The 20,314-nt window shown below is 32.6% G+C and carries 31 protein-coding genes; 2 read left to right on the plus strand and 29 right to left on the minus strand.

Going from position 1 to position 20,314, the window contains the following annotated elements:
* Positions 1 to 14: 14 nt before the first annotated feature.
* Positions 15 to 2,627 (minus strand): aconitate hydratase AcnA, encoded by a 2,613-nt coding sequence (acnA, locus tag AACL19_RS05885; RefSeq protein ID WP_339045560.1) that lies wholly within the window; start codon positions 2,625 to 2,627, stop codon positions 15 to 17.
* Between the two features lie 14 nt (positions 2,628 to 2,641).
* On the minus strand, positions 2,642 to 3,118 hold the full coding sequence (secB, locus tag AACL19_RS05890) for a protein-export chaperone SecB (RefSeq protein WP_339045561.1): 477 nt from the start codon (positions 3,116 to 3,118) through the stop codon (positions 2,642 to 2,644).
* Positions 3,119 to 3,250: 132 nt separating this feature from the next.
* On the opposite strand from secB, the gene AACL19_RS05895 reads away from it, so the two are divergent.
* Positions 3,251 to 3,898: a Tim44/TimA family putative adaptor protein gene (locus AACL19_RS05895; RefSeq protein WP_339045562.1), complete on the plus strand. Its 648-nt coding sequence runs from the start codon at positions 3,251 to 3,253 to the stop codon at positions 3,896 to 3,898.
* A gap of 60 nt (positions 3,899 to 3,958) precedes the next feature.
* Positions 3,959 to 4,633, plus strand: a complete 675-nt coding sequence (locus AACL19_RS05900) for a CADD family putative folate metabolism protein (RefSeq protein WP_339045563.1) — start codon at positions 3,959 to 3,961, stop codon at positions 4,631 to 4,633.
* Here the strand turns inward: AACL19_RS05900 and AACL19_RS05905 are convergent.
* The 27 genes from AACL19_RS05905 to rplP all read right to left on the minus strand — a co-directional run bounded on the left by AACL19_RS05905 (position 4,566) and on the right by rplP (position 20,308).
* On the minus strand, positions 4,566 to 4,907 hold the full coding sequence (locus tag AACL19_RS05905) for a hypothetical protein (protein ID WP_339045564.1): 342 nt from the start codon (positions 4,905 to 4,907) through the stop codon (positions 4,566 to 4,568). The genes AACL19_RS05900 and AACL19_RS05905 overlap by 68 nt on opposite strands.
* Before the next feature lie 177 nt (positions 4,908 to 5,084).
* On the minus strand, positions 5,085 to 5,585 hold the full coding sequence (locus AACL19_RS05910; protein ID WP_339045565.1) for a hypothetical protein: 501 nt from the start codon (positions 5,583 to 5,585) through the stop codon (positions 5,085 to 5,087).
* 126 nt (positions 5,586 to 5,711) lie between these two features.
* Positions 5,712 to 6,470, minus strand: a complete 759-nt coding sequence (tatC, locus tag AACL19_RS05915; RefSeq protein WP_410519854.1) for a twin-arginine translocase subunit TatC — start codon at positions 6,468 to 6,470, stop codon at positions 5,712 to 5,714.
* Positions 6,467 to 7,480: a type I glyceraldehyde-3-phosphate dehydrogenase gene (gap, locus tag AACL19_RS05920; protein ID WP_339045566.1), complete on the minus strand. Its 1,014-nt coding sequence runs from the start codon at positions 7,478 to 7,480 to the stop codon at positions 6,467 to 6,469. Before gap ends, tatC begins: the two co-directional genes overlap by 4 nt.
* A gap of 9 nt (positions 7,481 to 7,489) precedes the next feature.
* Entirely contained in the window at positions 7,490 to 8,110 is a 621-nt protein-coding gene (gene ribB / locus AACL19_RS05925) for a 3,4-dihydroxy-2-butanone-4-phosphate synthase (protein ID WP_339045567.1), read from the minus strand.
* Positions 8,111 to 8,174: 64 nt separating this feature from the next.
* Positions 8,175 to 8,654, minus strand: a complete 480-nt coding sequence (greA, locus tag AACL19_RS05930; RefSeq protein WP_339045568.1) for a transcription elongation factor GreA — start codon at positions 8,652 to 8,654, stop codon at positions 8,175 to 8,177.
* Between the two features lie 25 nt (positions 8,655 to 8,679).
* Positions 8,680 to 10,203 (minus strand): F0F1 ATP synthase subunit alpha, encoded by a 1,524-nt coding sequence (gene atpA / locus AACL19_RS05935; RefSeq protein WP_339045569.1) that lies wholly within the window; start codon positions 10,201 to 10,203, stop codon positions 8,680 to 8,682.
* Position 10,204: 1 nt separating this feature from the next.
* On the minus strand, positions 10,205 to 10,759 hold the full coding sequence (gene atpH, locus AACL19_RS05940) for an ATP synthase F1 subunit delta (protein WP_339045570.1): 555 nt from the start codon (positions 10,757 to 10,759) through the stop codon (positions 10,205 to 10,207).
* 37 nt (positions 10,760 to 10,796) lie between these two features.
* Positions 10,797 to 11,147, minus strand: a complete 351-nt coding sequence (locus tag AACL19_RS05945) for a YraN family protein (protein ID WP_410519855.1) — start codon at positions 11,145 to 11,147, stop codon at positions 10,797 to 10,799.
* 33 nt (positions 11,148 to 11,180) lie between these two features.
* Positions 11,181 to 11,564, minus strand: a complete 384-nt coding sequence (rplQ, locus tag AACL19_RS05950) for a 50S ribosomal protein L17 (protein ID WP_339045572.1) — start codon at positions 11,562 to 11,564, stop codon at positions 11,181 to 11,183.
* A 7-nt stretch (positions 11,565 to 11,571) separates the two neighbouring features.
* Positions 11,572 to 12,669 (minus strand): DNA-directed RNA polymerase subunit alpha, encoded by a 1,098-nt coding sequence (locus AACL19_RS05955; RefSeq protein WP_339045573.1) that lies wholly within the window; start codon positions 12,667 to 12,669, stop codon positions 11,572 to 11,574.
* Positions 12,670 to 12,697: 28 nt separating this feature from the next.
* Positions 12,698 to 13,105 (minus strand): 30S ribosomal protein S11, encoded by a 408-nt coding sequence (rpsK, locus tag AACL19_RS05960; protein WP_339045574.1) that lies wholly within the window; start codon positions 13,103 to 13,105, stop codon positions 12,698 to 12,700.
* Between the two features lie 17 nt (positions 13,106 to 13,122).
* Complete coding sequence (gene rpsM / locus AACL19_RS05965; RefSeq protein ID WP_339045575.1) at positions 13,123 to 13,491, minus strand: 30S ribosomal protein S13; 369 nt, start codon at positions 13,489 to 13,491, stop codon at positions 13,123 to 13,125.
* A gap of 67 nt (positions 13,492 to 13,558) precedes the next feature.
* Positions 13,559 to 14,185 carry an adenylate kinase family protein gene (locus AACL19_RS05970; RefSeq protein WP_339045576.1) on the minus strand — a complete coding sequence of 209 codons (627 nt, stop codon included), beginning with the start codon at positions 14,183 to 14,185 and terminating at the stop codon, positions 13,559 to 13,561.
* Complete coding sequence (gene secY / locus AACL19_RS05975) at positions 14,185 to 15,507, minus strand: preprotein translocase subunit SecY (RefSeq protein ID WP_339045577.1); 1,323 nt, start codon at positions 15,505 to 15,507, stop codon at positions 14,185 to 14,187. The genes AACL19_RS05970 and secY overlap by 1 nt, the downstream gene beginning before the upstream one ends.
* Before the next feature lie 7 nt (positions 15,508 to 15,514).
* Positions 15,515 to 15,976 (minus strand): 50S ribosomal protein L15, encoded by a 462-nt coding sequence (gene rplO, locus AACL19_RS05980; RefSeq protein ID WP_339046704.1) that lies wholly within the window; start codon positions 15,974 to 15,976, stop codon positions 15,515 to 15,517.
* Complete coding sequence (rpsE, locus tag AACL19_RS05985; RefSeq protein ID WP_339045578.1) at positions 15,973 to 16,488, minus strand: 30S ribosomal protein S5; 516 nt, start codon at positions 16,486 to 16,488, stop codon at positions 15,973 to 15,975. The genes rplO and rpsE overlap by 4 nt, the downstream gene beginning before the upstream one ends.
* 8 nt (positions 16,489 to 16,496) lie before the next feature.
* Positions 16,497 to 16,886, minus strand: coding sequence for a 50S ribosomal protein L18 (locus tag AACL19_RS05990; protein ID WP_339045579.1), 390 nt, complete (start codon positions 16,884 to 16,886; stop codon positions 16,497 to 16,499).
* A 21-nt stretch (positions 16,887 to 16,907) separates the two neighbouring features.
* Positions 16,908 to 17,447, minus strand: coding sequence for a 50S ribosomal protein L6 (gene rplF, locus AACL19_RS05995; RefSeq protein ID WP_339045580.1), 540 nt, complete (start codon positions 17,445 to 17,447; stop codon positions 16,908 to 16,910).
* A 13-nt stretch (positions 17,448 to 17,460) separates the two neighbouring features.
* The gene (rpsH, locus tag AACL19_RS06000) at positions 17,461 to 17,850 is read right to left on the minus strand and encodes a 30S ribosomal protein S8 (protein ID WP_339045581.1); all 390 of its coding nucleotides are present in this window, start codon (positions 17,848 to 17,850) and stop codon (positions 17,461 to 17,463) included.
* 23 nt (positions 17,851 to 17,873) lie between these two features.
* The gene (gene rpsN / locus AACL19_RS06005) at positions 17,874 to 18,179 is read right to left on the minus strand and encodes a 30S ribosomal protein S14 (protein WP_339045582.1); all 306 of its coding nucleotides are present in this window, start codon (positions 18,177 to 18,179) and stop codon (positions 17,874 to 17,876) included.
* Between the two features lie 13 nt (positions 18,180 to 18,192).
* Positions 18,193 to 18,723 carry a 50S ribosomal protein L5 gene (rplE, locus tag AACL19_RS06010; RefSeq protein WP_339046706.1) on the minus strand — a complete coding sequence of 177 codons (531 nt, stop codon included), beginning with the start codon at positions 18,721 to 18,723 and terminating at the stop codon, positions 18,193 to 18,195.
* Between the two features lie 10 nt (positions 18,724 to 18,733).
* The gene (gene rplX, locus AACL19_RS06015) at positions 18,734 to 19,048 is read right to left on the minus strand and encodes a 50S ribosomal protein L24 (RefSeq protein WP_339045583.1); all 315 of its coding nucleotides are present in this window, start codon (positions 19,046 to 19,048) and stop codon (positions 18,734 to 18,736) included.
* On the minus strand, positions 19,048 to 19,407 hold the full coding sequence (gene rplN, locus AACL19_RS06020) for a 50S ribosomal protein L14 (protein ID WP_339045584.1): 360 nt from the start codon (positions 19,405 to 19,407) through the stop codon (positions 19,048 to 19,050). The genes rplX and rplN overlap by 1 nt, the downstream gene beginning before the upstream one ends.
* 11 nt (positions 19,408 to 19,418) lie before the next feature.
* A complete protein-coding gene (gene rpsQ / locus AACL19_RS06025) occupies positions 19,419 to 19,673 on the minus strand; it encodes a 30S ribosomal protein S17 (protein ID WP_339045585.1) in 255 nt (84 codons plus the stop codon).
* Entirely contained in the window at positions 19,666 to 19,866 is a 201-nt protein-coding gene (gene rpmC, locus AACL19_RS06030) for a 50S ribosomal protein L29 (protein ID WP_339045586.1), read from the minus strand. The genes rpsQ and rpmC overlap by 8 nt, the downstream gene beginning before the upstream one ends.
* A 16-nt stretch (positions 19,867 to 19,882) precedes the next feature.
* On the minus strand, positions 19,883 to 20,308 hold the full coding sequence (rplP, locus tag AACL19_RS06035; protein ID WP_339045587.1) for a 50S ribosomal protein L16: 426 nt from the start codon (positions 20,306 to 20,308) through the stop codon (positions 19,883 to 19,885).
* Positions 20,309 to 20,314: the final 6 nt, after the last annotated feature.

Genomic DNA, 20,314 nt, shown 5'->3' on the forward strand with positions numbered 1-20,314 from the left:
GTTAGCTCAGTAATTTAAAGCAGTTCAGCAAGTTTTTGCATATTCAACAAAACATAATGCAGTACTCCACCATTTTTGAAATATTCAACTTCAGCTGCAGTTTCAATACAACATTTCAGTTTTATATTTTGTAGAGTATCATCTTGTTTTTTAATAGTACAATCAACCTCACCGTGAGGTTTCAACTCTCCTTTTATACTCACTACTTCATCGCCATCAAATATTTTCCTATTTACCTGACTGCAAAATATTAGCGGTAGCACACCCATACCAACTAAATTTGACCTATGTATACGCTCAAAACTTTCAGCAATCACTGCCTTCACTCCAAGAAGCAGTGTACCTTTTGCTGCCCAATCTCTACTTGACCCCGTACCATATTCTTTGCCTGCGACTATAACTAAGGGAGTATTGTCTTTTTTATAGAGCATAGCTGCATCAAAAATTGACATTTCCTCTCCAGAGTACTTAGTATACCCCCCTTCCCTACTTACCATTTCGTTACGTATTCTAATGTTAGCAAAAGTACCACGCATCATCACATCATGATTGCCCCTGCGTGCACCATAGGAGTTGAAGTCCTGTAAATTAACCCCATGCTTTTGTAGATAATTTGCTGCTGGAGTACCAACAGCAATATTTCCTGCAGGAGATATATGATCTGTAGTTATGCTATCTCCAAAAATTGCAAGTATCTTAGCATTTTCAATTTCTATACCTTGCTTTGAATAAAAATTCTCAAAATAAGGAGGATTTTGTATGTAAGTACTCTTCTCATCCCAATTATAAATAACGCTCTGCTCAGTTTTTATTTGCTGCCAATGTTCATCTTCAGAGAAAATACCCTTATACTTTTGAACAAACATATCGCGCGTAACAACTTCACTTACTATGTTTTCTATTTCTTGATTTGTCGGCCATATATCTTGCAAATAAACATTTTTTCCTTTCTCATCCTTGCATATTGGATCTTTAGTAAGATCTATATTTACTGTACCTGCAAATGCATATGCTACAACCAATGGTGGAGATGCAAGATAATTAGCCTTAACTAAAGGGTGGATTCTTCCTTCAAAATTACGATTTCCAGATAATACTGCTGCAACTGTTAAGTTATTGTCTTTTATTCCTGCTTCAATATTATCGTCCAACGGCCCAGAATTACCTATACATGTTGTGCAGCCATAACCAACTAAATAGAATCCTAAGGCGTTTAAACTATCTTGCAAACCAGATTTTTGTAAGTATTCTGTCACGACTTTAGATCCTGGAGCAAGCGATGTCTTAACCCATGGTTTAGACTTAAGCCCAAGCTTCTGAGCATTACGTGCCACAAGACCTGCAGCAATCATAACACTCGGATTTGAGGTATTTGTACAGCTTGTTATTGCTGCAATTACTACATCACCATTTTTAAGCGTTCCTTCTCTATGATTTGTTCCTTCTGACTTAATTAGATCAGTGAAAGATTTTGCAACTTGTGATAAAAAAATTTTATCCTGCGGTCTTTTTGGTCCTGCCATAACTGGCTCAATTTGAGAAAGATCAAGCTCCACCCTATCCATAAAAAGAAGCTCACCGTTTGTACGCCATAAACCCTGTTCTTTAGCATACACTTCTACTATTTCTATTAATTCTGAAGATCGCCCAGTTAAATATAAGTAGTCCAAAGTTTTTTGATCAATAGGAAAGAACCCACAAGTTGCACCATATTCAGGTGCCATATTGGCAATGGTTGCCCTATCTGCAATAGATAAATTATCAAGTCCATTGCCATAAAATTCTACAAATTTTCCCACAACCCCCTTATCTCTCAGTATATTAGTAATTGTAAGCACCAAATCTGTAGCGGTTGTGCCTTCCGGCAGATTACCTGTTAACTTAAAACCTATAACCTCTGGAATTAGCATAGTTATTGCTTGACCAAGCATTGCAGCCTCTGCCTCTATACCACCTACGCCCCAACCTAACACTGAAAGAGCGTTAATCATTGTTGTATGACTATCTGTACCAACCAATGTATCCGGATATATCATATTATCCTTTATACAAACAACCTGTGCTAAATACTCAAGATTAACTTGATGACATATACCAGCTCCAGGTGGAACTACACGGAAATTTTTAAATGCTAATTGGCCCCATTTTAAAAATCTATACCTTTCTAAATTCCTCTTTATTTCAAGTTCAACATTTGCTTCAAATGATAGGTTATCACCAAATCTATCTACTTGCACAGAATGATCAATAATTAAATCTACAGGTATTTGAGGATTTATTACCTCAGGCCTTTTACCTCCCTTATGCATATAGCTGCGCATTGAGGCTAAATCCACTACCGCCGGAACCCCTGTAAAATCTTGCATTAGCACCCTTGCTGGTCTATAATTAATCTCGTGCTTCCTATGGCCATTAGCGCAACTTAACAGCTCTTTTATATCATCCAGTGTAACACTTGTTCCATCTTCGTTACGAAGCAAATTCTCAAGCAACACTTTTAGCGAGCAAGGTATTTTATTTACATCTACACCAAAGAAATCCCCAGCAGCTTTTAAACTGAAGTACTGATATGATTTATTCGCTATATTCAACGATAACTTAGTGTTTAAAGAATTTACATTACTCATTACAACTACTTCTTTTAAGGTTGATTGGCACTTTTTTGAGATTGTTGCTCATACATAGCTGCAAAATCTATTGGATCAAGCATTATAGGAGAAAAACCACCACTTCCTACTACTCTTGCTATTATTTCTCTAGCAAAAGGAAAAAGGAAACTAGGAGCTTCTATCAGCAAGGTTCTCTTTAGCTCTTCTTCATCAATTTGACTTTCAAGTAAAAACACACCACAGTACTTTATCTCACAACGAAAAACATCAACTTCGTTAGCATCTGCTTTAGCAGCTGCTTTTATATCAACATGTAATGTCACTTCATGAAAGGATTCTTTACTTTCCTCATTTTCTTTTGCCTGTAATTTTGCTGAACCAACGTTTACCACTACCTTAACATCAGGTGCTGATTTACTTAAAAGTTGAAACACAGCTGGAGAGTTTGGATTTTCAAATGAAAAGTCTTTAATATACTGACCTTTGATTTTTAATTTTCTTTCTGTCATAATTCTCTAGTTTAACCATTCTTAAGCTAAGTATATTACACTTATATTTTAAATAACAAATTAATTTAATAGTAATTGATTAATGTACATTTATTACAATATAATTATGAAATTACACAAAGGTTAGCATTTATGATAGAGCTAGCAGTATATGCACTTATTGCAGTTTTCATTTTTTCAAGGTTATATCACTCCTTAGGGAAAGCACCAATTTTAGGTTTTAAAAATCAGCACAGCAATGTTGTAGATAACCGTGCTAAAATAGAAGATGAAGAGAATAAAGATGAAAATATAACTGATTATATTGATCAAAATAATGATGATTTAATAAAGGCTGGCATTGCTGCCATAAAAAGCAAAGATAAAAACTTCTCTGTTAAAAGTTTCATGCGAGGTGCATCTGCAGCTTTTGATTTAATCATTAAAGCGTTTAATACAGGCAATCTAGAACAATTGAAATCCTTACTTGACAGTAATCTATATTCTTTATTTGAGCAGGAAATCAAAAAGCATCAAGAATTGAGTGAAATTCATGAATCAACTATTGTGTCGATAAAGTCAGAAAAAATTGTAGAAGTTAAATTGATAAAAAATACAGCTTTCATTGCAGTAAACTTCCGTTCTGAGCAAATTAACTATACTAAAAATCAATCAGGTGAAATTATTTCTGGAAGCATATCAAAAATTAATAAAGTTGAGGACAGATGGCAATTTAAGAAGAACATAACATCATCACAACCGAAATGGTTTTTAACTTCTATCAATTATTCCATCTCTTAACCTTATTGCATATTTTTTTAAGTTAGGTATTATTTATAAATATAATTGAAAGTTTTATCCATGAGCTTTATTGACAATCTTAATAATGAACTTGCTAAATATAGTTTACTTAATCATCCATTTTATGAACAATGGAGCACGGGCAAGCTGTCTTTTTCAACCCTACAAAAATATGCCCAGCAGTATTATCATCATGTTCAAGCTTTTCCTTGTTATATCAGTGCAATTCATTCTCAATGCAACAATTTAAAATCTAGGCAAGTATTGCTTGAAAATTTAATAGAAGAAGAAAGAGGTAAGGAAAATCATCCTGAGCTGTGGATGCGTTTTGCTGAAAGCATTAGTGCTACAAGAGAATCAGTACTAAATTCCACCTGGCTCGGCGGTACTAGTAATCTCGTTAATGGTTATCACAAGTTATCTAGAGATTCTTATGCTAAAGGGTTAGGCGCTCTATACGCATATGAACGACAAGTACCAGAAGTTGCAAAATCAAAGATTGAGGGGCTAGAGAAATACTATAAGGTAGATAATATGAAAGATTGCCTAAAGTTTTTTGAGGTTCATATTACAGCTGATGAATGGCATTCAGAAGAATGCGCAGATCTAATTGATGAATTAGATAAAAAGCAAAAAAATGAGGCACATGAAGGAGCAACAACTGGAGCTAAATTACTGTGGAATTTTCTTGATGGTATTGATAGCCGTACTCCAACTTACTCAGTTTCTCTTTAATTATGAATCTTGCTTTATTGTGAACATAAGCTGGTTTATAGCCTGCGTACTCACATACAACATCAAAATCTTGATTAAAATCAAACAGCCATGCAGTTGCTTTTTTCTTTTCGAGTTGTATTTCTGTTCTTCTATTACTACTAATTGAATCAGTTATTGCTTGTAATATTACTGCTTTCCAAAGTGAACGATACCTCTCGATGTCATCTAGCAGTGGATCAGTTTCAAAATGGTCAAAAAAATTTACACCAGAATCAAATTTTAAATTTGACATATAAATCCTCCATTATAAAGATTGATTTTTAAAGAAATAAATTGAAATTGATGAAAGTCTCTTAGGAGACTAGAAATTTAGAGATGTGAAATATTTAGGTGATTTTTATATGCTAATAATAACACATAGTACTACAATCTAGCATATCTTGAGTTTTTATAAAAAAGTTTTGAAATATTATTTTCTGTGAACCTGTGCTGCCACAGGAGCAGTACTTGTTTGGTGCATACTAGCACTTGGCTGTGTTGATATTGGTTGTAGCTGTGTAGCAGCTTGCGCATTAGAAGACGATGCTTCAGTGTTACAACATTTACCAGAATGGCCAACACAAGGTGTTATACCACACCCTGCCATTCCTGCGTACCCCAAACTATACCCTACTTCATAAGGTAAAACACCTGTTCCCATTCCACAAATGCCAGTTGCTACAGACGCTACAGATAGCCCACATAACACCCGTGCAACTTTACCTGATTTGGTATCCTTTGGCCCACAATAACAACTGCTTACAGCATTACCTATGGAATCCATACATTCCCTATTTCTGTACGCAGAAGTTCCAGGAATGTGTGCTGCCCTATCATATCTTGCTTCTAATCTTTCACGCATCCTTTCTTTTCTTACCCCTATAGGATGCAACAACCCTTGTTGTCTAACTCTCCAGTCATTACTTAGCATTGTATCCCCCTATATTTTGCGCTATAATAATTATATAATATGCAAAGGTAAAGCAGCTTTACATCATCTTAGTATAAGATTTAGCTGATCTTAACATTGTATTTACTTTTTTGTTAAACTTAATATTTATTTGTTAGAATTCTTTTTTGACTTTTTTTCCATATACTTACAAATAAGTATTGAAATCTCGTACAGTATCATCATTGGTATTGCTAGCCCAATTTGACTTAAGACATCAGGTGGAGTTAAAACAGCCGCAACTATAAATATTATAACTATTGCTACTCTACGCTTATTTACTAAACCTTCTGCAGTAATTATACCAGCTTTTGTCATAAGAGTAAGCAATATGGGCACCTGAAAAGCAGTACCAAACGCAAACATTAGTTGAATAACAAGATCCAAATATTCACTTACCGATGGCATAAATTCTATTGGAATAGTACCTGCTGTAGGACTACTATTTTCAAAAGCAATAAAGAACTTCCATGCTAGAGGAAATATATAATAATAAGCTACAGCAGCCCCCAAAACAAATAATAATGGTGTTGCAATTAGATATGGCAATAAAATATCTTTTTCATTTTTATAAAGCCCAGGCGCTAAAAACATATAAAATTGCCATATAAAAACAGGAGAAGAAAACAGCAGTGCTGACATAACTGCAACTTTTAGATAAACAAAAAAAGCTTCTGTTAAATCAGTATATATAAGAGAAAATTCACTATTATCTCCTTCAAGGTCTATTAAAGGTACAAGTAGAAAACCATACATCTTGTCAGAGAAATAATAACAGAAGCAAAAAACGACACAAAAAATCAAAAAAGAAAAAATGACTCTTCTTCTGAGTTCTATTAAGTGTTCCAAAATTGATATTTTTTTCACTTAAGCATTTGACCTAATAAAATGGCAATGTCCAACATTCTAAGCGAGAAGGCCCATTCATTATCATACCATGCAGCAACCCTACATAAAGTAGAGTCAATAACATGTGTGCCCATAAGATCTACAATAGCACTATGTGAATTGTGAACAAAATCTACTGATACCAACGGTTCTTCGCATATAGCAAGTATTCCTTGTTTCTCATTTTTAGCAGCATTTTTAAAAATATCATTCAACTCTCGGATTGTCACATTTCTCTCTGAAGTAAACTTCAAATCAATCAAAGATACATTAGCAACTGGTACTCTAATTGCCACTCCATCTAGCTTTTCTTGTAATTTAGGGATAATTAAACCTATGGTTTTAGCTGCTCCAGTAGTTGTAGGTATCATAGAAAGCATACAAGCCCTCGCCCTACGCAAATCTCTATGGCTACCATCAACAATATTCTGATCATTGGTATAAGCATGTATAGTTGTCATAAAACCATTACTTACACCAATACTATCATGTAAAACCTGTAGGATAGGAGCTAAACAATTTGTTGTACACGAGCCAGCTGAAATTACTTCATGCTCACTTTTTAAAGCGTCGTTATTTACACCATATATTATCGTCACATCAGCATCTGTCACAGGTGCTGAAACTATAACTTTTTTTGCCCCAGAACTTATATGTTTTTTTGCTTCATCCCTTTTGTTAAATGCACCTGTGCACTCTAAAATAATATCAGCTCCGTGCTTACTCCAAGGAACGTTTTTAGGGTTGCGCTCGCGATAAAAAGGTAATCTATCATCCTCTACCGCAATTGCACCTTGCTCTGCTGCTACCTTATATTTAAACTTACCATGGACAGAATCATACTTTAGTAAATGTACATGCTTTTCTTCCTCCATAGAACCATTAATAGCCATAACCTTCACTTTGCTGTACTTTTCGACCTCATAAACAGCACGTAGTATATTATTACCTATTCTACCTAACCCATTTATTCCCAAACGAACTGCCATATCTACAAATTATGAATTTTCCATAAACTTAACTAACTTATCAATAGTCGTTAATTTGATTTTATGTTCCTTAGCAAACTCCAAAAGGTTAGGTAACCTCATCATAGAACCATCTTCTTGATTCATTACCTCACAGATTACAGCTGACTGATCTAGCCCTACTATACGTGCTATTTCAATACTAGCCTCTGTGTGACCACGCCTTTTTAAAACACCACCCTGATTTGCAATTAAAGGAAAAACATGACCTGGTGTTGTAATATCATCTCCTGTACTGCTTTTATCAATAGCAGTAAGTATCGTATGAGTTCTATCTTGAGCAGATACTCCAGTTGTAATACCACATCTTGCATCTATAGAAGTAGTAAATGCCGTGTGATAATTACCAACATTTCTCCTCGACATAAGGTCAAGCCCTAAATCACTCACACGTGAACTTGTTAGCACTAGACATACAATACCACTACCATGTCTTATCATGAAAGTAGTTGCTTCAACATTAACTTTCTCTGCCAAGATAACCAAATCACCTTCATTCTCCCTATTTTCATCATCAACAAGTATAAATAACTTTCCTTGCAGTGCATCTCCTAGTATATCTTCTATAGGGGAGATTTCTAATGAACTCATTATAAAGCCAAAGTTATAAGATTAATTAGGTAATACCTTACTTCAAATTAAGAGTCAATAAAGCTTATTTAAATTCAATACTTACTATAGTGTATAATTTTTCACCATTAGGAGTTTCAACTTCAACTGTATCTCCTATTTTCTTACTAATTAAAGTACTAGCCAGAGGAGATGTAATTGATATTAGCCGTTTTGAAATATCAGCTTCATACTCACCAACAATTGTATAAACACATTTTTTGCCTGGATCACCATCTACACATAACTCAACAGTAGCACCAAATGCAACAATACTCCCTAAAAAACTGTTAGTATCTATGACTTCAGCATGAGAAAGCTTATCCTCTAAATAAGCTATACGCCCTTCAATGAAACTTTGCTTCTCACGTGCAGCATGATATTCTGCATTCTCAGATAAGTCTCCATGATCTCGAGCATCAGCAATTGCTTTAATCATACTTGGCCTTTCCTTTTTTAGCTCATCAAGCTCATTTTTCATACGTTCTAAACCAAGCTTAGTTATTGGAAATTTAGTAGTTCCCATACTTTAAACCCATAAATATTCTAAATTAATTAAAATCAGATACAAATTTTTCCAAAATACCGGACATTTTAATTTTTATATCGTCATTTATAGTTTTTGACAAGACTTTTAAAACACTTGGATAACTATTACGCAAACATGCTATAAAATCACGTTCAAATCTACTGATATCCCTAATATCTACACTATCTAAATAACCATTTATACCAGCAAATATAATGGCAGCTTGTTCTGCCACCGGAATAGGTGAATACTGTTTCTGTTTTAATAGCTCTATTAAACGTCTTCCTCTATCTAATACAGCTTGAGAATGATAATCTAAATCAGAACCAAACTTAGAAAAATCCTCTAATTCCCTGTACTGGGCCAAATTTAATTTAATAGATCCAGCAACCTTTTTTATAGAATCCACTTGTGCAGACGAACCAACTCTTGACACAGAAAGCCCAACATTCACTGCAGGACAGAACCCCTTATTAAATAACTCCGATTCAAGAAATATCTGCCCATCAGTAATAGAGATCACATTTGTTGGTATATATGCAGAAACATCACCAGCTTGTGTTTCAACTATAGGTAGTGCAGTTAAAGAACCAGACCCCTTTTTTTCAGATATTTTAGCAGCTCTTTCTAAGAGACGCGAATGAATATAAAATATGTCACCAGGATACGCTTCACGTCCTGGAGGTCTTCTAAGCAATAAAGACATTTGCCTATATGCAATAGCATGCTTTGATAAATCGTCATAAATTATAAGACAGTGCATGCCATTATCGCGAAAAAATTCACCCATAGCGCAACCAACATACGGTGCTAAGAACTGAAGCGATACTGGATCGGATGCACTTGCAGCAACAACAGTGGTATACTCCAGTGCTCCACTTTCCCTAAGCTTGTTCACTACCCTTGCAATTGTAGATATCTTCTGCCCAATCGCTACATAGATACAATATACTTTTTGATCATTACCACTTATGCTGTTGATATCTCTTTGGTTAATTATAGTATCGAGTGCAATTGTTGTTTTACCAACTTGTCTGTCACCGATTATTAGTTCACGCTGCCCTCTACCTATTGGAATCAATGCATCTATAATTTTAATTCCTGTCTGAAGAGGTTCGTGAACAGATTTCCTTTCTATTACACCTGGAGCTTCTGACTCTATTGGCATTTTAATGTTACTCTTTATCACTCCATTGCCATCAATTGGATTACCTAAAGAATCAACTACTCTGCCTAATAATTCAAAGCCTACATTAGTCTTAATAACGTCCCCTGTACACTTAACAACATCTTTTTCTCTAATATTACAATCGTTACTAAATGCTATTATATTAGTAATATCACCATCTAAACCTTGAACAATTCCCTCTATATCATTAGCAAAAACCACCCTTTCACCAAATTTAGCTTTTTCTAAACCATAAGCTATCGCTATACCATCAGCAACTGAAACAACCTCACCAACATGCTCATATTTTATATGTACACTATATTGTTCAATCTTTTTCTTTATAACACTTAATACTTCAGAGCCATCTATACTCATATTAAACTCCCTTTAATAAAACCGCCTCTTTACTTACCTCCAATAACCTTCCTAAATAACTTTTTAAAGAAGCATCAATAACCATAAAACCTATCTTAACTACAAAACCGCCTAAAATAGAAGGATCAACAATATTAGTGAGACCAATAACTTCACCAAAACTAGACATAGAATTACTAATGAGCTTGATGTCACTTTTACCTAAAGAAAGTGTAGATGTCACAACAACGTCAATTTTATTTTTGAACTTTTTTATTAAAGTTAAAAACTTCTTAAAAATAGTTTCTAACAAGAAAAAACGTCTATTATTAACAATCAGGATCATAAAATTTAGTAAGGTATTACTCATATGATTTTTTAAAAGAGATATAACATCACTTTTTATTTTAGCAGAATTAACTGGATTTAGAAAAAATAAAACCACCTCTTTTTCATTTGTGAAAAAATTCAACAAAAATTGTATGTCCCTTTCAACAACTTCAAGTTCTTCATTTGATAATTCAAATAAGGCATAGACATAGCACAATATTAGTTTTTCAAACTTATTTTTTCTCATATCACAAAACTTAAGCTAATAACCAAGATAGCATCTACTACTCTATCCAAGCATTTTCTATATAAATAGGTAACCTTCTTAATGATAAAAAACAAAAATCAAAACTTAATATAAACTTCTGAAACTTAGAATTTAGACTAACAAAATATTTAGCAGAGCTTATTATTGCATTACATTGAAAATTAGAAATTGGAATTTCATCACTAAATAAACTAGTCTTTACTTCCACAAAGAGAAGCTTATTTTTCTTACATGCAATTATATCTATTTCTCCTAAATGGCACCTATAACGGTGTTTAATAATATTGTACAATTTTAACCTTAAAAAAAGCAAAACTATCACCTCACCAACATAACCAACACAGTTAGGTAAATTAATCTTATTCACTATTAAACCCATAAATTTAAATATTATGACAAATTAGCCTTTCTTTTCAGTAATAACATCTCTATCAACAAGCTCTATAACCGCTAAGGGAGCATTATCTCCTTTTCTAAAACCATATTTCATTATTCTACAATAACCGCCATTGCGATTTTCATAACGTTTAGATAGAACGGTAAATAATTTCTTAACAAGTACTGTATCTTTTGTTTTTGAATATAAAATACGCCTACCTTGCAAATTATCTTGCGTTTTGGCAACTGTGATAATCCTTTCAACATAAGGCCTCAACTCCTTAGCTTTAGGTAAAGTAGTAATAATTCTTTCCTGATCAATTAAAGACATTGACATATTGTGCAACATAGCCAACCTATGCTTGGAAGTACGATTAAGTTTTCTCTGATTTATACCATGCCTCATAAATTACCTACCTATCAACATGTTTCTTAGTATCCACATTATAATTAGAAGATAAATCTGAATACTTTTCAACGAATTTTTTAATATCATCAGAAGGAGACCAGTTTGGAATAGACATTCCTAGAGATAAACCTTTCTCAGCTAATTTATCTTTTATATCCTCTAATGTTCTTTTACCAAAACTTGGAGCTCTAAGCATATCATACTCTTTCTTTTGCACTAAGTCTCCAATATAGACTATACCTTCTTTTTCTAAATAATTCTGAGCTCTAGTACAAAACTCTAAATCACTAACTTTAGATAGCAAAATAGGATCAAATGGCAGTTTTTTACTATCTTTAACCTTTGTAAGCTCAACATCGTTGCAATCAACAAGGGGTAGAAGCTGCCTTTGTAAGATTTTTGCAGCTAAAGCTACTGCTTCTTTAGGAGATAAAGAGCCATTAGTCTTTACTGACATGATCAACTTATCATAACCAATAACTTGACCTACACGACTATTTTCTACTGTAAAAGAAACTTTATTAACAGGACTATACAGAGCGTTAACACGAATAAAACCTATTGAATTGGTAAAAAGTCCCGTCTCTTCTCTTTCACACCCTACAGTTGAAGCATAACCTTTACCGCTATCAATATATATTTTCATTTTAAAATTTGTATTACTATCTAGTGTACATATATAAAGATCACTATTAAGCACAGTACATTCACCATCACTTTCTATCATATTAGCTCTTATTTCACATGGACCCTTTGCTTTCAAGTAAAGACATTTTTTATCCACAGAAGACAATCTAACACAAAGTTTACTTATATTAAGCACTATATCAGTTACATCTTCCCTTACTCCAGAAATTGAAGTAAACTCATGGGAAACACCGTCAATTTCAACCCCATATACTGCGGGTCCACTTAAAGAAGAGAGCATTATACGCCTAAAAGCAGCCCCCAAAGTCAAACCATAACCTCTTTCCAGTGGGTCTAAAATAACATCTCCCTCATGATAACCTCCCCTCACAATCACTTCGCCTACAGCAAGCTTAGCAATACTATTTTTATCACTTATAGTGATACAAGACTTATCATCAACAACATAAGACATAAATATCCTTTAAAATTAATAGCACAAGTCAAACTCTTCTTTTCTTTCTTAACCTAGGACCATTATGTGGAATACAAGTTTTATATTTAATAGAGATTATTGAAAGGCCAGCACTTTCCATAGCTTTAACAATACCATCTTTACTCGGTCCAACACTAAGACCAGCACCACTCATTACCACATGCAATGTTCTCATACCATCCTCCACAGCACTTTTAGCGATAGATTCAGCAGTTGTATTTCCTGCATAAGGAGTAGACTTCTTTGCCCCCTTAAAACCATGAACACCAGCAGAAGTATATTTTATTACACGTTTATCAATAGCATTTACAATAACAATCTTACAATTATTAAAGGTCACTAAAACATATGCAATACCATCAATCACCCTTTCTTTCTTTATGGCTACCGATTTTTTCTTTAATATTTCTTTCATAATCTCAATCTCTCAATCTACCTCTTAATAGTAATCAAACGCCTACAAGTCTTCGCATTAGAATGGGTCCTTTGCCCCCTTGTAGGTAAATGCATCCTATGTCTAACCCCTCTATAACAACCTATACTTACTAAAAGTCTAATATCTTTAGAAACCTTGTCTTTTAAGTTTTCATCAACTACATAATTTTCCCTAATATGTCCATTAACAGCATTTATTTGCTCATCAGTTAAATCTGAAACACGTAAGGTTTTTGAAATACCACAAGCTTCACAAATTTTATTACCTGAAGAAACGCCAACACCCTTTATGTAAGCTAAAGAAAAAGGAACACATTTATCTAATGGTAGATCAACACCCGCCACCTTACTACTTACTTTACGCACAAATTAAACACTCTTAAAAGTATAAGCTAATAACTTAACACAACACACATTAAAGTCAATAAATAAACTAAGAAAAAAAAGCATACATCACCTCACTTACTTGGGCTATATTCATCTCGCCATTAACTTCTAATATTTTACCCCGATAATATTTCCTTAAATCTTCCATTTGCACTTTATATTCCATTATTCTTTTTCTTACTATACTTAAATCTCTATCATCATATCTTTGCCTTATTTCTTTACTGCCACACTTCTTACACTTATTAATTTCATTAATATACATTAAATTATATATATTCCCACAATTAAAACACATAAAACGATTTGCAATCCTTTCTATTATTACATTATCACTAATTTGCAACTCTACTATATAATTTATAACTTGATTGACTGCTTTCAATACTTTATTTAAAAACTTAGCTTGATTCAAATTTCTAGGAAAACCATCAAGTATAAAATTACTAGCAGACAGTTTAAGTTGCTTATATATAATGTCACATATAAACTTATCCTCTACTAAAGTACCAGATTCAATAGCATTTTTAACTTTTATATCAATATTATTAGCAACAACTTCAGCTCTTAATAAATCACCAGCAGTGATAATATTTAAACCATATTTTTTTGATAATACACATGATTGTGTCCCTTTACCAGAACCTGGAGGACCAAAAATTATAATATTCATTAAAGATTCACTAGCTCAGACTTTTTCATAAATGAATCATACCTACTTGCAAAAATATGAGCTTGAACTTGAGAAATAGTATCCATAATAACACTCACAATAATTAACAAACTAGCCCCACCAAAAATAAGAGGTATATTATAGTAGTACCTTATTACTTCAGGAATTAGACATATAAAACACAAATAGAGAGAACCAAAAAAAGTTAATCTAAAAACTACATACTGCAGATAACTACAGGTATGACTACCTGGCCTTTTTCCAGGAATAAAATTACCATTTTTTCTTAACGTATCTGCAACCTCTTGTGGATTAAAAACAAAAGCAGTATAAAAAAAGCTAAAAAATATCATAAGCATTAAATAAAATACCACATACGCAACTTTACCAGCAGAAAAATTACTCAGAATAAAATCTGACCATGCATATTCCTTATGAAAATTTGCTATTGTTATAGGAGTTAAAACGATAGCATTAGCAAATATTGTAGGTATTACTCCAGCAATATTCAATTTAAGTGGTATATAAGTATGATTATCATTATATAAGCCGCCCTTAGATTGCTTTCTTGGATATTGAACAAAAATTTTTCTATAAGAACGCTCAACAAAAATTACTAAGGTTAATAACAGTAAAAATAAAAGGAAAATAAAAAAGATCATAATTATTGATATACTACCTGCTCTATTAAGTATAAAAATAGATGATAGAGCATTATGTAATTCTGATATGATACCAGTAAAAATAATAAGAGATATACCATTACCTATACCATTAGTATTTATTTTTTCACCGAGCCATACTAAGAACATAGTTCCACCAAGTAAACTAAAAATACCTATCACACGAAACCAAAAACCAGGAGATAACACAACTACATTATTTTCAGTGTTCATATTCTCTAACCCCAATAAAATAGCAAAACCTTGGATGATACAAAGAATTATAGTAACATAACGGACATAAGAATTCACCCGACAACGCCATAGTTCATTATTACTTTTTATCTCATTCATCCCTTTTGTTGTAGCTAATATAAGCTGAATTATAATTGAGGATACTACGTACGGCACAATATTCAGAGACAATATAGTCATTCTACCTAAAGCTCCACCTGAAAGTAAATTAAATACCCCCAAAATACCAATACTATTTCTGGAAAAAAAATCATTAATTAATTGAAGATTAACTCCAGGAATAGGAATATAAGTAGCTAAACGATATATAATAAGAGCCCCTATAGTAAAAAGACAACGTATTAACAGATCACCCTTACATAATAAAGAAAAATCAAACTTATTTAATAAATCCTTAGAATTCATAACTTTTTTATAACTCTACTTTCCCACCGACCGATGCAATTGAAGCTTGTGCTGATCTAGACACCGCATCAACACAAAATATCAACTTGCTTTTTAATTCACAATTACCTAATAATTTCACTTTACATCTTAGCGATCTAATTAAGCCTAACCTAAATAATACATTCTTATCTATGTAATTATCATTCATCTTATCAGGATTGATTAAGTGTTCAACATCACCGATATTAACAATAGCATAACGCTGCTTAAATTTTGATTTGAACCCTCTTTTAGGTAAACGTGTAAATATAGACTGTTGACCACCTCCAAAACCATTGATTGAAGCACCACTCCTTGCCTTTTGTCCCTTATGTCCTCTACCTGAAGTTTTACCTTTACCACAACCAATTCCCCTGCCTAAAAGTTTTGCTCTCTTTTTCTTAGGCAAACCTGTAAACAAAATATTTAACTTCATACAATAACCTATCTTTTTCCAATTATTTCATTAATTTTCTTACCTCTTTTATTTGCAATTTGCCTCAAAGATAACATTTTATTGAAAGCAGAAAATACCGCATATACAGCATTATGAGGGTTAGTTGACCCAATAGATTTAGCAACTATATCTTTTACGCCTAAAGCTTCAAACACAGACCTTATAGCTCCACCAGCTATAATCCCTGTACCTGGCTTTGCTGATCTCAATAAAACCTTACCTGAACAAAACTTAGCTACAATATCATAATGCAAAGTTCTATTTTCACGCAAATGAACTCTTATTAACTTTTTCTTTGCTGAATTTGCAGCTTTTATTTTAGCTTCTGCTACTTCATAGTGCTTACCTAATCCACAACCAACCCTTCCTTTCTCATCTCCTACTACAATCAAATCTGAAAAAGAAAATTTACGTCCGCCTTTTGTAACCTTTGACACTCTCTTAGCAGAAACTAATAATTCCGATAACCCAGAATCATCTTGAAAACTTTTCATCACAACCATAAATTAACCTAAAAATTTAATCCCGATTCTCTTAAAACCTCAACAAACTTAGATATAACAGTATTCTCAGCATATCTATAAGGACCTTTATCGAAAACCAATTGCTTATTAGAAATATCTTTACCAGATAAACGGCTAATAATTAATTTACCTACAGCTTTTGCAGATTCTTTATTTACTTTGCGACCACACTCAACTTTAAGAGCCTTCTCCAAGGTCGAAGCAGAAGCAACAGTAATACCGTCTTCATCATTAATTAATTGAGCATAAAAATACCGATTTGACTTAAATACTGATAAGCGCAGATAGCCATAACCCTTCTTTATTTTTGCGCGGGTACACAACTTTCTTCTCTTTTTATTATTTAATGTACTTAATAAAGTTTTAGAATTTCCCATAAATCATTCCATTTTGTAAAATTATTTCTTTTTGCTAGTCTCTTTACGTAACATAATCTTACCTTTTAATACAATACCTTTACCTTTATAAGGATTAAATTTCCTTATCTTACATAAATCAGATGCAAGCATATGAACTTTTTGTTTATCTATTCCCGTTATTACAATATCTTGTTTAATACACTCGCATTTAACATGCTCTGATATCCTATAAATTATATCATGACTAAAACCTAATGATAAAGTTAAATACTTACCATTATACCCTGCTTTATACCCTATACCGTTAATTTCAAGACAGAGAGAAAAGCCCTTAGTTATACCATAAATAAAATTATTAATATTACTTATATAAGTTCCCAATAAAGCATTAATTTTTTTATTAAAATTATTTTTATCAATTGATAATAACAACTTATTACCATCATACTTATATAGGATAGAGCTATTTAAAATAAATTCCCTTCTTCCTATACTATTTTGAAACAACAATTTATTACCATAACACTTAAGCTCAACACTATCAGGAATAGTTACAGGCACTAGATTAACACGAGACATTAATAATCCCTACTTAAAAAATACCACATAAAACCTCTCCACCAACATTTGATTTCCTTGCATCAAAATCAGATATTACTCCCTTTGAAGTAGATAAAATAATAATGCCCAACCCATTGTAAAATCTAGGAACTTCCCTAGCTGTAGAATAAATACGTCTGCCAGGTTTAGAGTATGCTTTTATTTCATGAATCACTGGCATGTTGTTATAATATTTTAATTCTATAATAAAATTAAATATTTTACTCCTCACTTCTTTTTTATCAAAATATGTTATGTATCCCTCATCTTGTAGAATCTTTAAAACAGAACCCCTCATCCCAGAAAATGGAACCTCTACAATTTTCATCATTGCTAACTGCGCATTACGAATCCTTGTTAAAAAATCACATAGATTTGCCATTACATACTCCTCATAATCATAAATTACCAACTAGACTTTAACATTCCCGGAATGTACCCAAAAGGACATAACTGACGTAAAGCAATACGAGACAAGCCAAATTCCCTATAAACACCTCTACCCCTACCACTCAACAAACATCTATTCCTAACTCTTACAGCAGAAGAATCTCTTGGCATTTTAGATAACTTAAGTTGAGCAATAAACCTTTGATCAACAGGAATATTTTTATTACTTATTATACCTTTAAGCTCTTGTCTTTTACTTCTGTACCTATCACAAATTTGTATTCTTTTTAAATTTCTTTGTATAACAGATTTTTTTGCCATAATACCACTCTTATTAATCAAAAAAAGGGAATTTTAAAATAGATAATAATTCCTTTGCATCCTTATTATTAGTTGCACTTGTAACAATATTAATATCCATCCCTATAATTTTTCCTTCCACAGTATATCTTCCCTCTAAAAATGAAGTATGCTCCTTAATACTTAATGAAATATTGCCACGATTATCAAACTGTTTAGAACTCAAACCCTTAAAAGCCCTCTCTTCAGGTAAAGTAATATAAATGAGCTTTTCTAAAAATTCATACATTCTTCTCTTACGCAAAGTTACCTTACACCCTACAATTTCACCTTTTCTTATCTTAAATCCAGAAATTGATTTTTTTGCATAAGTATAAACAGGCTTTTGACCCGATATTGAACGCAAAATCGTAAAATGATAATTAGCTACCTTACTATCAAATGCAGCATTACCTATACCCATATTAATGCATACCTTGACTAATCTAGGAACCTGTTCCTTCTTATCACAAGCAAGCCTCTTACACAACAATTCTATATTATTTTTATATAAACCCTGCAACACCAACATAAGATTAATCCATCACCTCTCCAGAGCTTTTAGCAAACCTAACCTTATTATTATCTAACAATTTAAACCCCACTCTAGTTCTAACTTGATTTTTAGGATCAAAGAAAGCAACATTAGAAATATCAATAGATAACTCGTCCACTAATATACCACCTTTTTTATTTCCATTTTGTTTAATGTGCTTCTTACACAAATTTACACCAGAAACCATTACTTTATGGCTCTTATCTTTTATCACCTTGATTACTTTACCAATTTTTCCTTTATCATCACCACTTATCACGATTACATTATCACCACTAACTATTTTCATGCCCATTATAGAACCTCAACAGCTAAAGACATTAACTTCATAAAAGAACCAGAGGTTAGTTTTTTAATTGGACCAAACACCCTAGTACCTAAGGGATCGCCATAATTATTAATTAAAACAACAGCATTAGAAGAAAAAGACATCACACTTGTATCAAATTTACGCACTAACTTTCTGACCCTTACTACCACTGCTTTATACACCTTACCTTTTACAACCTTTGCTTTAGAACTTGAAGACTTGACAGAAACAGTAACTATATCACCTATAGATGCAAACTTCTTTCCCTTTGATAACCCTATGCACAAAACAAAGCGTGCACCAGAATTATCAGCTACTTGCAATAACGTGTTCTTTTGAATCATACATATACCTCTTAATGCATCCCCTCTTTAAATACTATCCATTTTTTAGTAGATGAAATTGGCCTACATTCTTGTATTTTAACTGAATCTCCCTCTTTGTAAAGATTACAAAACTCACCAGTATAAGGATTATGAACATTATACTTTTTACATCTTCTTATAACCTTTTTATATAACTTATCCCTAGTGACTCTCAAAACAGAAACCATTACAGTTTTACTAGATTTATTGCTAATTATAGTACCATACAAAATTCTTTTAGACATTATCTTGCTCTCTCTTCTCACTTAAAACAGTTAAAACACGAGCTATAGATTTCTTAATCAAACTAAAACGTACAGTATTACTAAATTGACCTAGCTTTTTTTGAAAGACCATACTTACAAACTCTTTCCTTAAATTTGCTAAAATATTACACAGTTCTTGAGAAGACTTCAATCTTATTTCTTTTATTTCCAATTCACCCTCCATAATTTTATAAAATATTACAATCAGATATAAGCTTACATCCTATTGGCAATTTAGAAGATGCTTTATCAAAAGCTATTTTTACTAAATCTATAGGAACATTACTAACTTCAAACAAAATTCGACCAGGACTTACTCTAAAAACCCAAAACTCAACACTTCCCTTTCCCTTACCCATACGAACATCAGCTGGTTTTTTGCTAACAGGTATATTAGGAAAAATTCTAATCCATAATTTAAACTTTTTATTATTACTTCTCAATACTTTAACTATAGTACGCCTTGCAGCTTCAATTTGATTAGAATTAATCCTTGCAACACCAACAGCTTTTAAACCATAATCCCCAAATACTAAGTCACTACCACCTTTGGTATTACCTTTGACTCGACCTTTAAAGGCCTTCTTGTACTTAGCCTTTCTCGGTATAAACATCACATT

The sequence above is a fragment of the Candidatus Mesenet endosymbiont of Agriotes lineatus genome (genome assembly GCF_964019585.1).
In the GTDB taxonomy this organism is placed as follows: domain Bacteria; phylum Pseudomonadota; class Alphaproteobacteria; order Rickettsiales; family Anaplasmataceae; genus Mesenet.

Bases quoted from the DNA above. Each gene is read 5' to 3' on its own strand.
- acnA (WP_339045560.1), bottom strand. From the start codon at position 2,627: ATGAGTAATGTAAATTCTTTAAACACTAAGTTATCGTTGAATATAGCG.
- secB (WP_339045561.1), bottom strand. From the start codon at position 3,118: ATGACAGAAAGAAAATTAAAAATCAAAGGTCAGTATATTAAAGACTTT.
- AACL19_RS05895 (WP_339045562.1), top strand. From the start codon at position 3,251: ATGATAGAGCTAGCAGTATATGCACTTATTGCAGTTTTCATTTTTTCA.
- AACL19_RS05900 (WP_339045563.1), top strand. From the start codon at position 3,959: ATGAGCTTTATTGACAATCTTAATAATGAACTTGCTAAATATAGTTTA.
- AACL19_RS05905 (WP_339045564.1), bottom strand. From the start codon at position 4,907: ATGTCAAATTTAAAATTTGATTCTGGTGTAAATTTTTTTGACCATTTT.
- AACL19_RS05910 (WP_339045565.1), bottom strand. From the start codon at position 5,585: ATGCTAAGTAATGACTGGAGAGTTAGACAACAAGGGTTGTTGCATCCT.
- gap (WP_339045566.1), bottom strand. From the start codon at position 7,480: ATGGCAGTTCGTTTGGGAATAAATGGGTTAGGTAGAATAGGTAATAAT.
- ribB (WP_339045567.1), bottom strand. From the start codon at position 8,110: ATGAGTTCATTAGAAATCTCCCCTATAGAAGATATACTAGGAGATGCA.
- greA (WP_339045568.1), bottom strand. From the start codon at position 8,654: ATGGGAACTACTAAATTTCCAATAACTAAGCTTGGTTTAGAACGTATG.
- atpA (WP_339045569.1), bottom strand. From the start codon at position 10,203: ATGAGTATAGATGGCTCTGAAGTATTAAGTGTTATAAAGAAAAAGATT.
- atpH (WP_339045570.1), bottom strand. From the start codon at position 10,759: ATGAGAAAAAATAAGTTTGAAAAACTAATATTGTGCTATGTCTATGCC.
- rplQ (WP_339045572.1), bottom strand. From the start codon at position 11,564: ATGAGGCATGGTATAAATCAGAGAAAACTTAATCGTACTTCCAAGCAT.
- AACL19_RS05955 (WP_339045573.1), bottom strand. From the start codon at position 12,669: ATGTCTTATGTTGTTGATGATAAGTCTTGTATCACTATAAGTGATAAA.
- rpsK (WP_339045574.1), bottom strand. From the start codon at position 13,105: ATGAAAGAAATATTAAAGAAAAAATCGGTAGCCATAAAGAAAGAAAGG.
- AACL19_RS05970 (WP_339045576.1), bottom strand. From the start codon at position 14,185: ATGAATATTATAATTTTTGGTCCTCCAGGTTCTGGTAAAGGGACACAA.
- secY (WP_339045577.1), bottom strand. From the start codon at position 15,507: ATGAATTCTAAGGATTTATTAAATAAGTTTGATTTTTCTTTATTATGT.
- rpsE (WP_339045578.1), bottom strand. From the start codon at position 16,488: ATGGTTGTGATGAAAAGTTTTCAAGATGATTCTGGGTTATCGGAATTA.
- AACL19_RS05990 (WP_339045579.1), bottom strand. From the start codon at position 16,886: ATGGGAAATTCTAAAACTTTATTAAGTACATTAAATAATAAAAAGAGA.
- rplF (WP_339045580.1), bottom strand. From the start codon at position 17,447: ATGTCTCGTGTTAATCTAGTGCCTGTAACTATTCCTGATAGTGTTGAG.
- rpsH (WP_339045581.1), bottom strand. From the start codon at position 17,850: ATGGCAAATCTATGTGATTTTTTAACAAGGATTCGTAATGCGCAGTTA.
- rpsN (WP_339045582.1), bottom strand. From the start codon at position 18,179: ATGGCAAAAAAATCTGTTATACAAAGAAATTTAAAAAGAATACAAATT.
- rplX (WP_339045583.1), bottom strand. From the start codon at position 19,048: ATGGGCATGAAAATAGTTAGTGGTGATAATGTAATCGTGATAAGTGGT.
- rplN (WP_339045584.1), bottom strand. From the start codon at position 19,407: ATGATTCAAAAGAACACGTTATTGCAAGTAGCTGATAATTCTGGTGCA.
- rpsQ (WP_339045585.1), bottom strand. From the start codon at position 19,673: ATGTCTAAAAGAATTTTGTATGGTACTATAATTAGCAATAAATCTAGT.
- rplP (WP_339045587.1), bottom strand. From the start codon at position 20,308: ATGTTTATACCGAGAAAGGCTAAGTACAAGAAGGCCTTTAAAGGTCGA.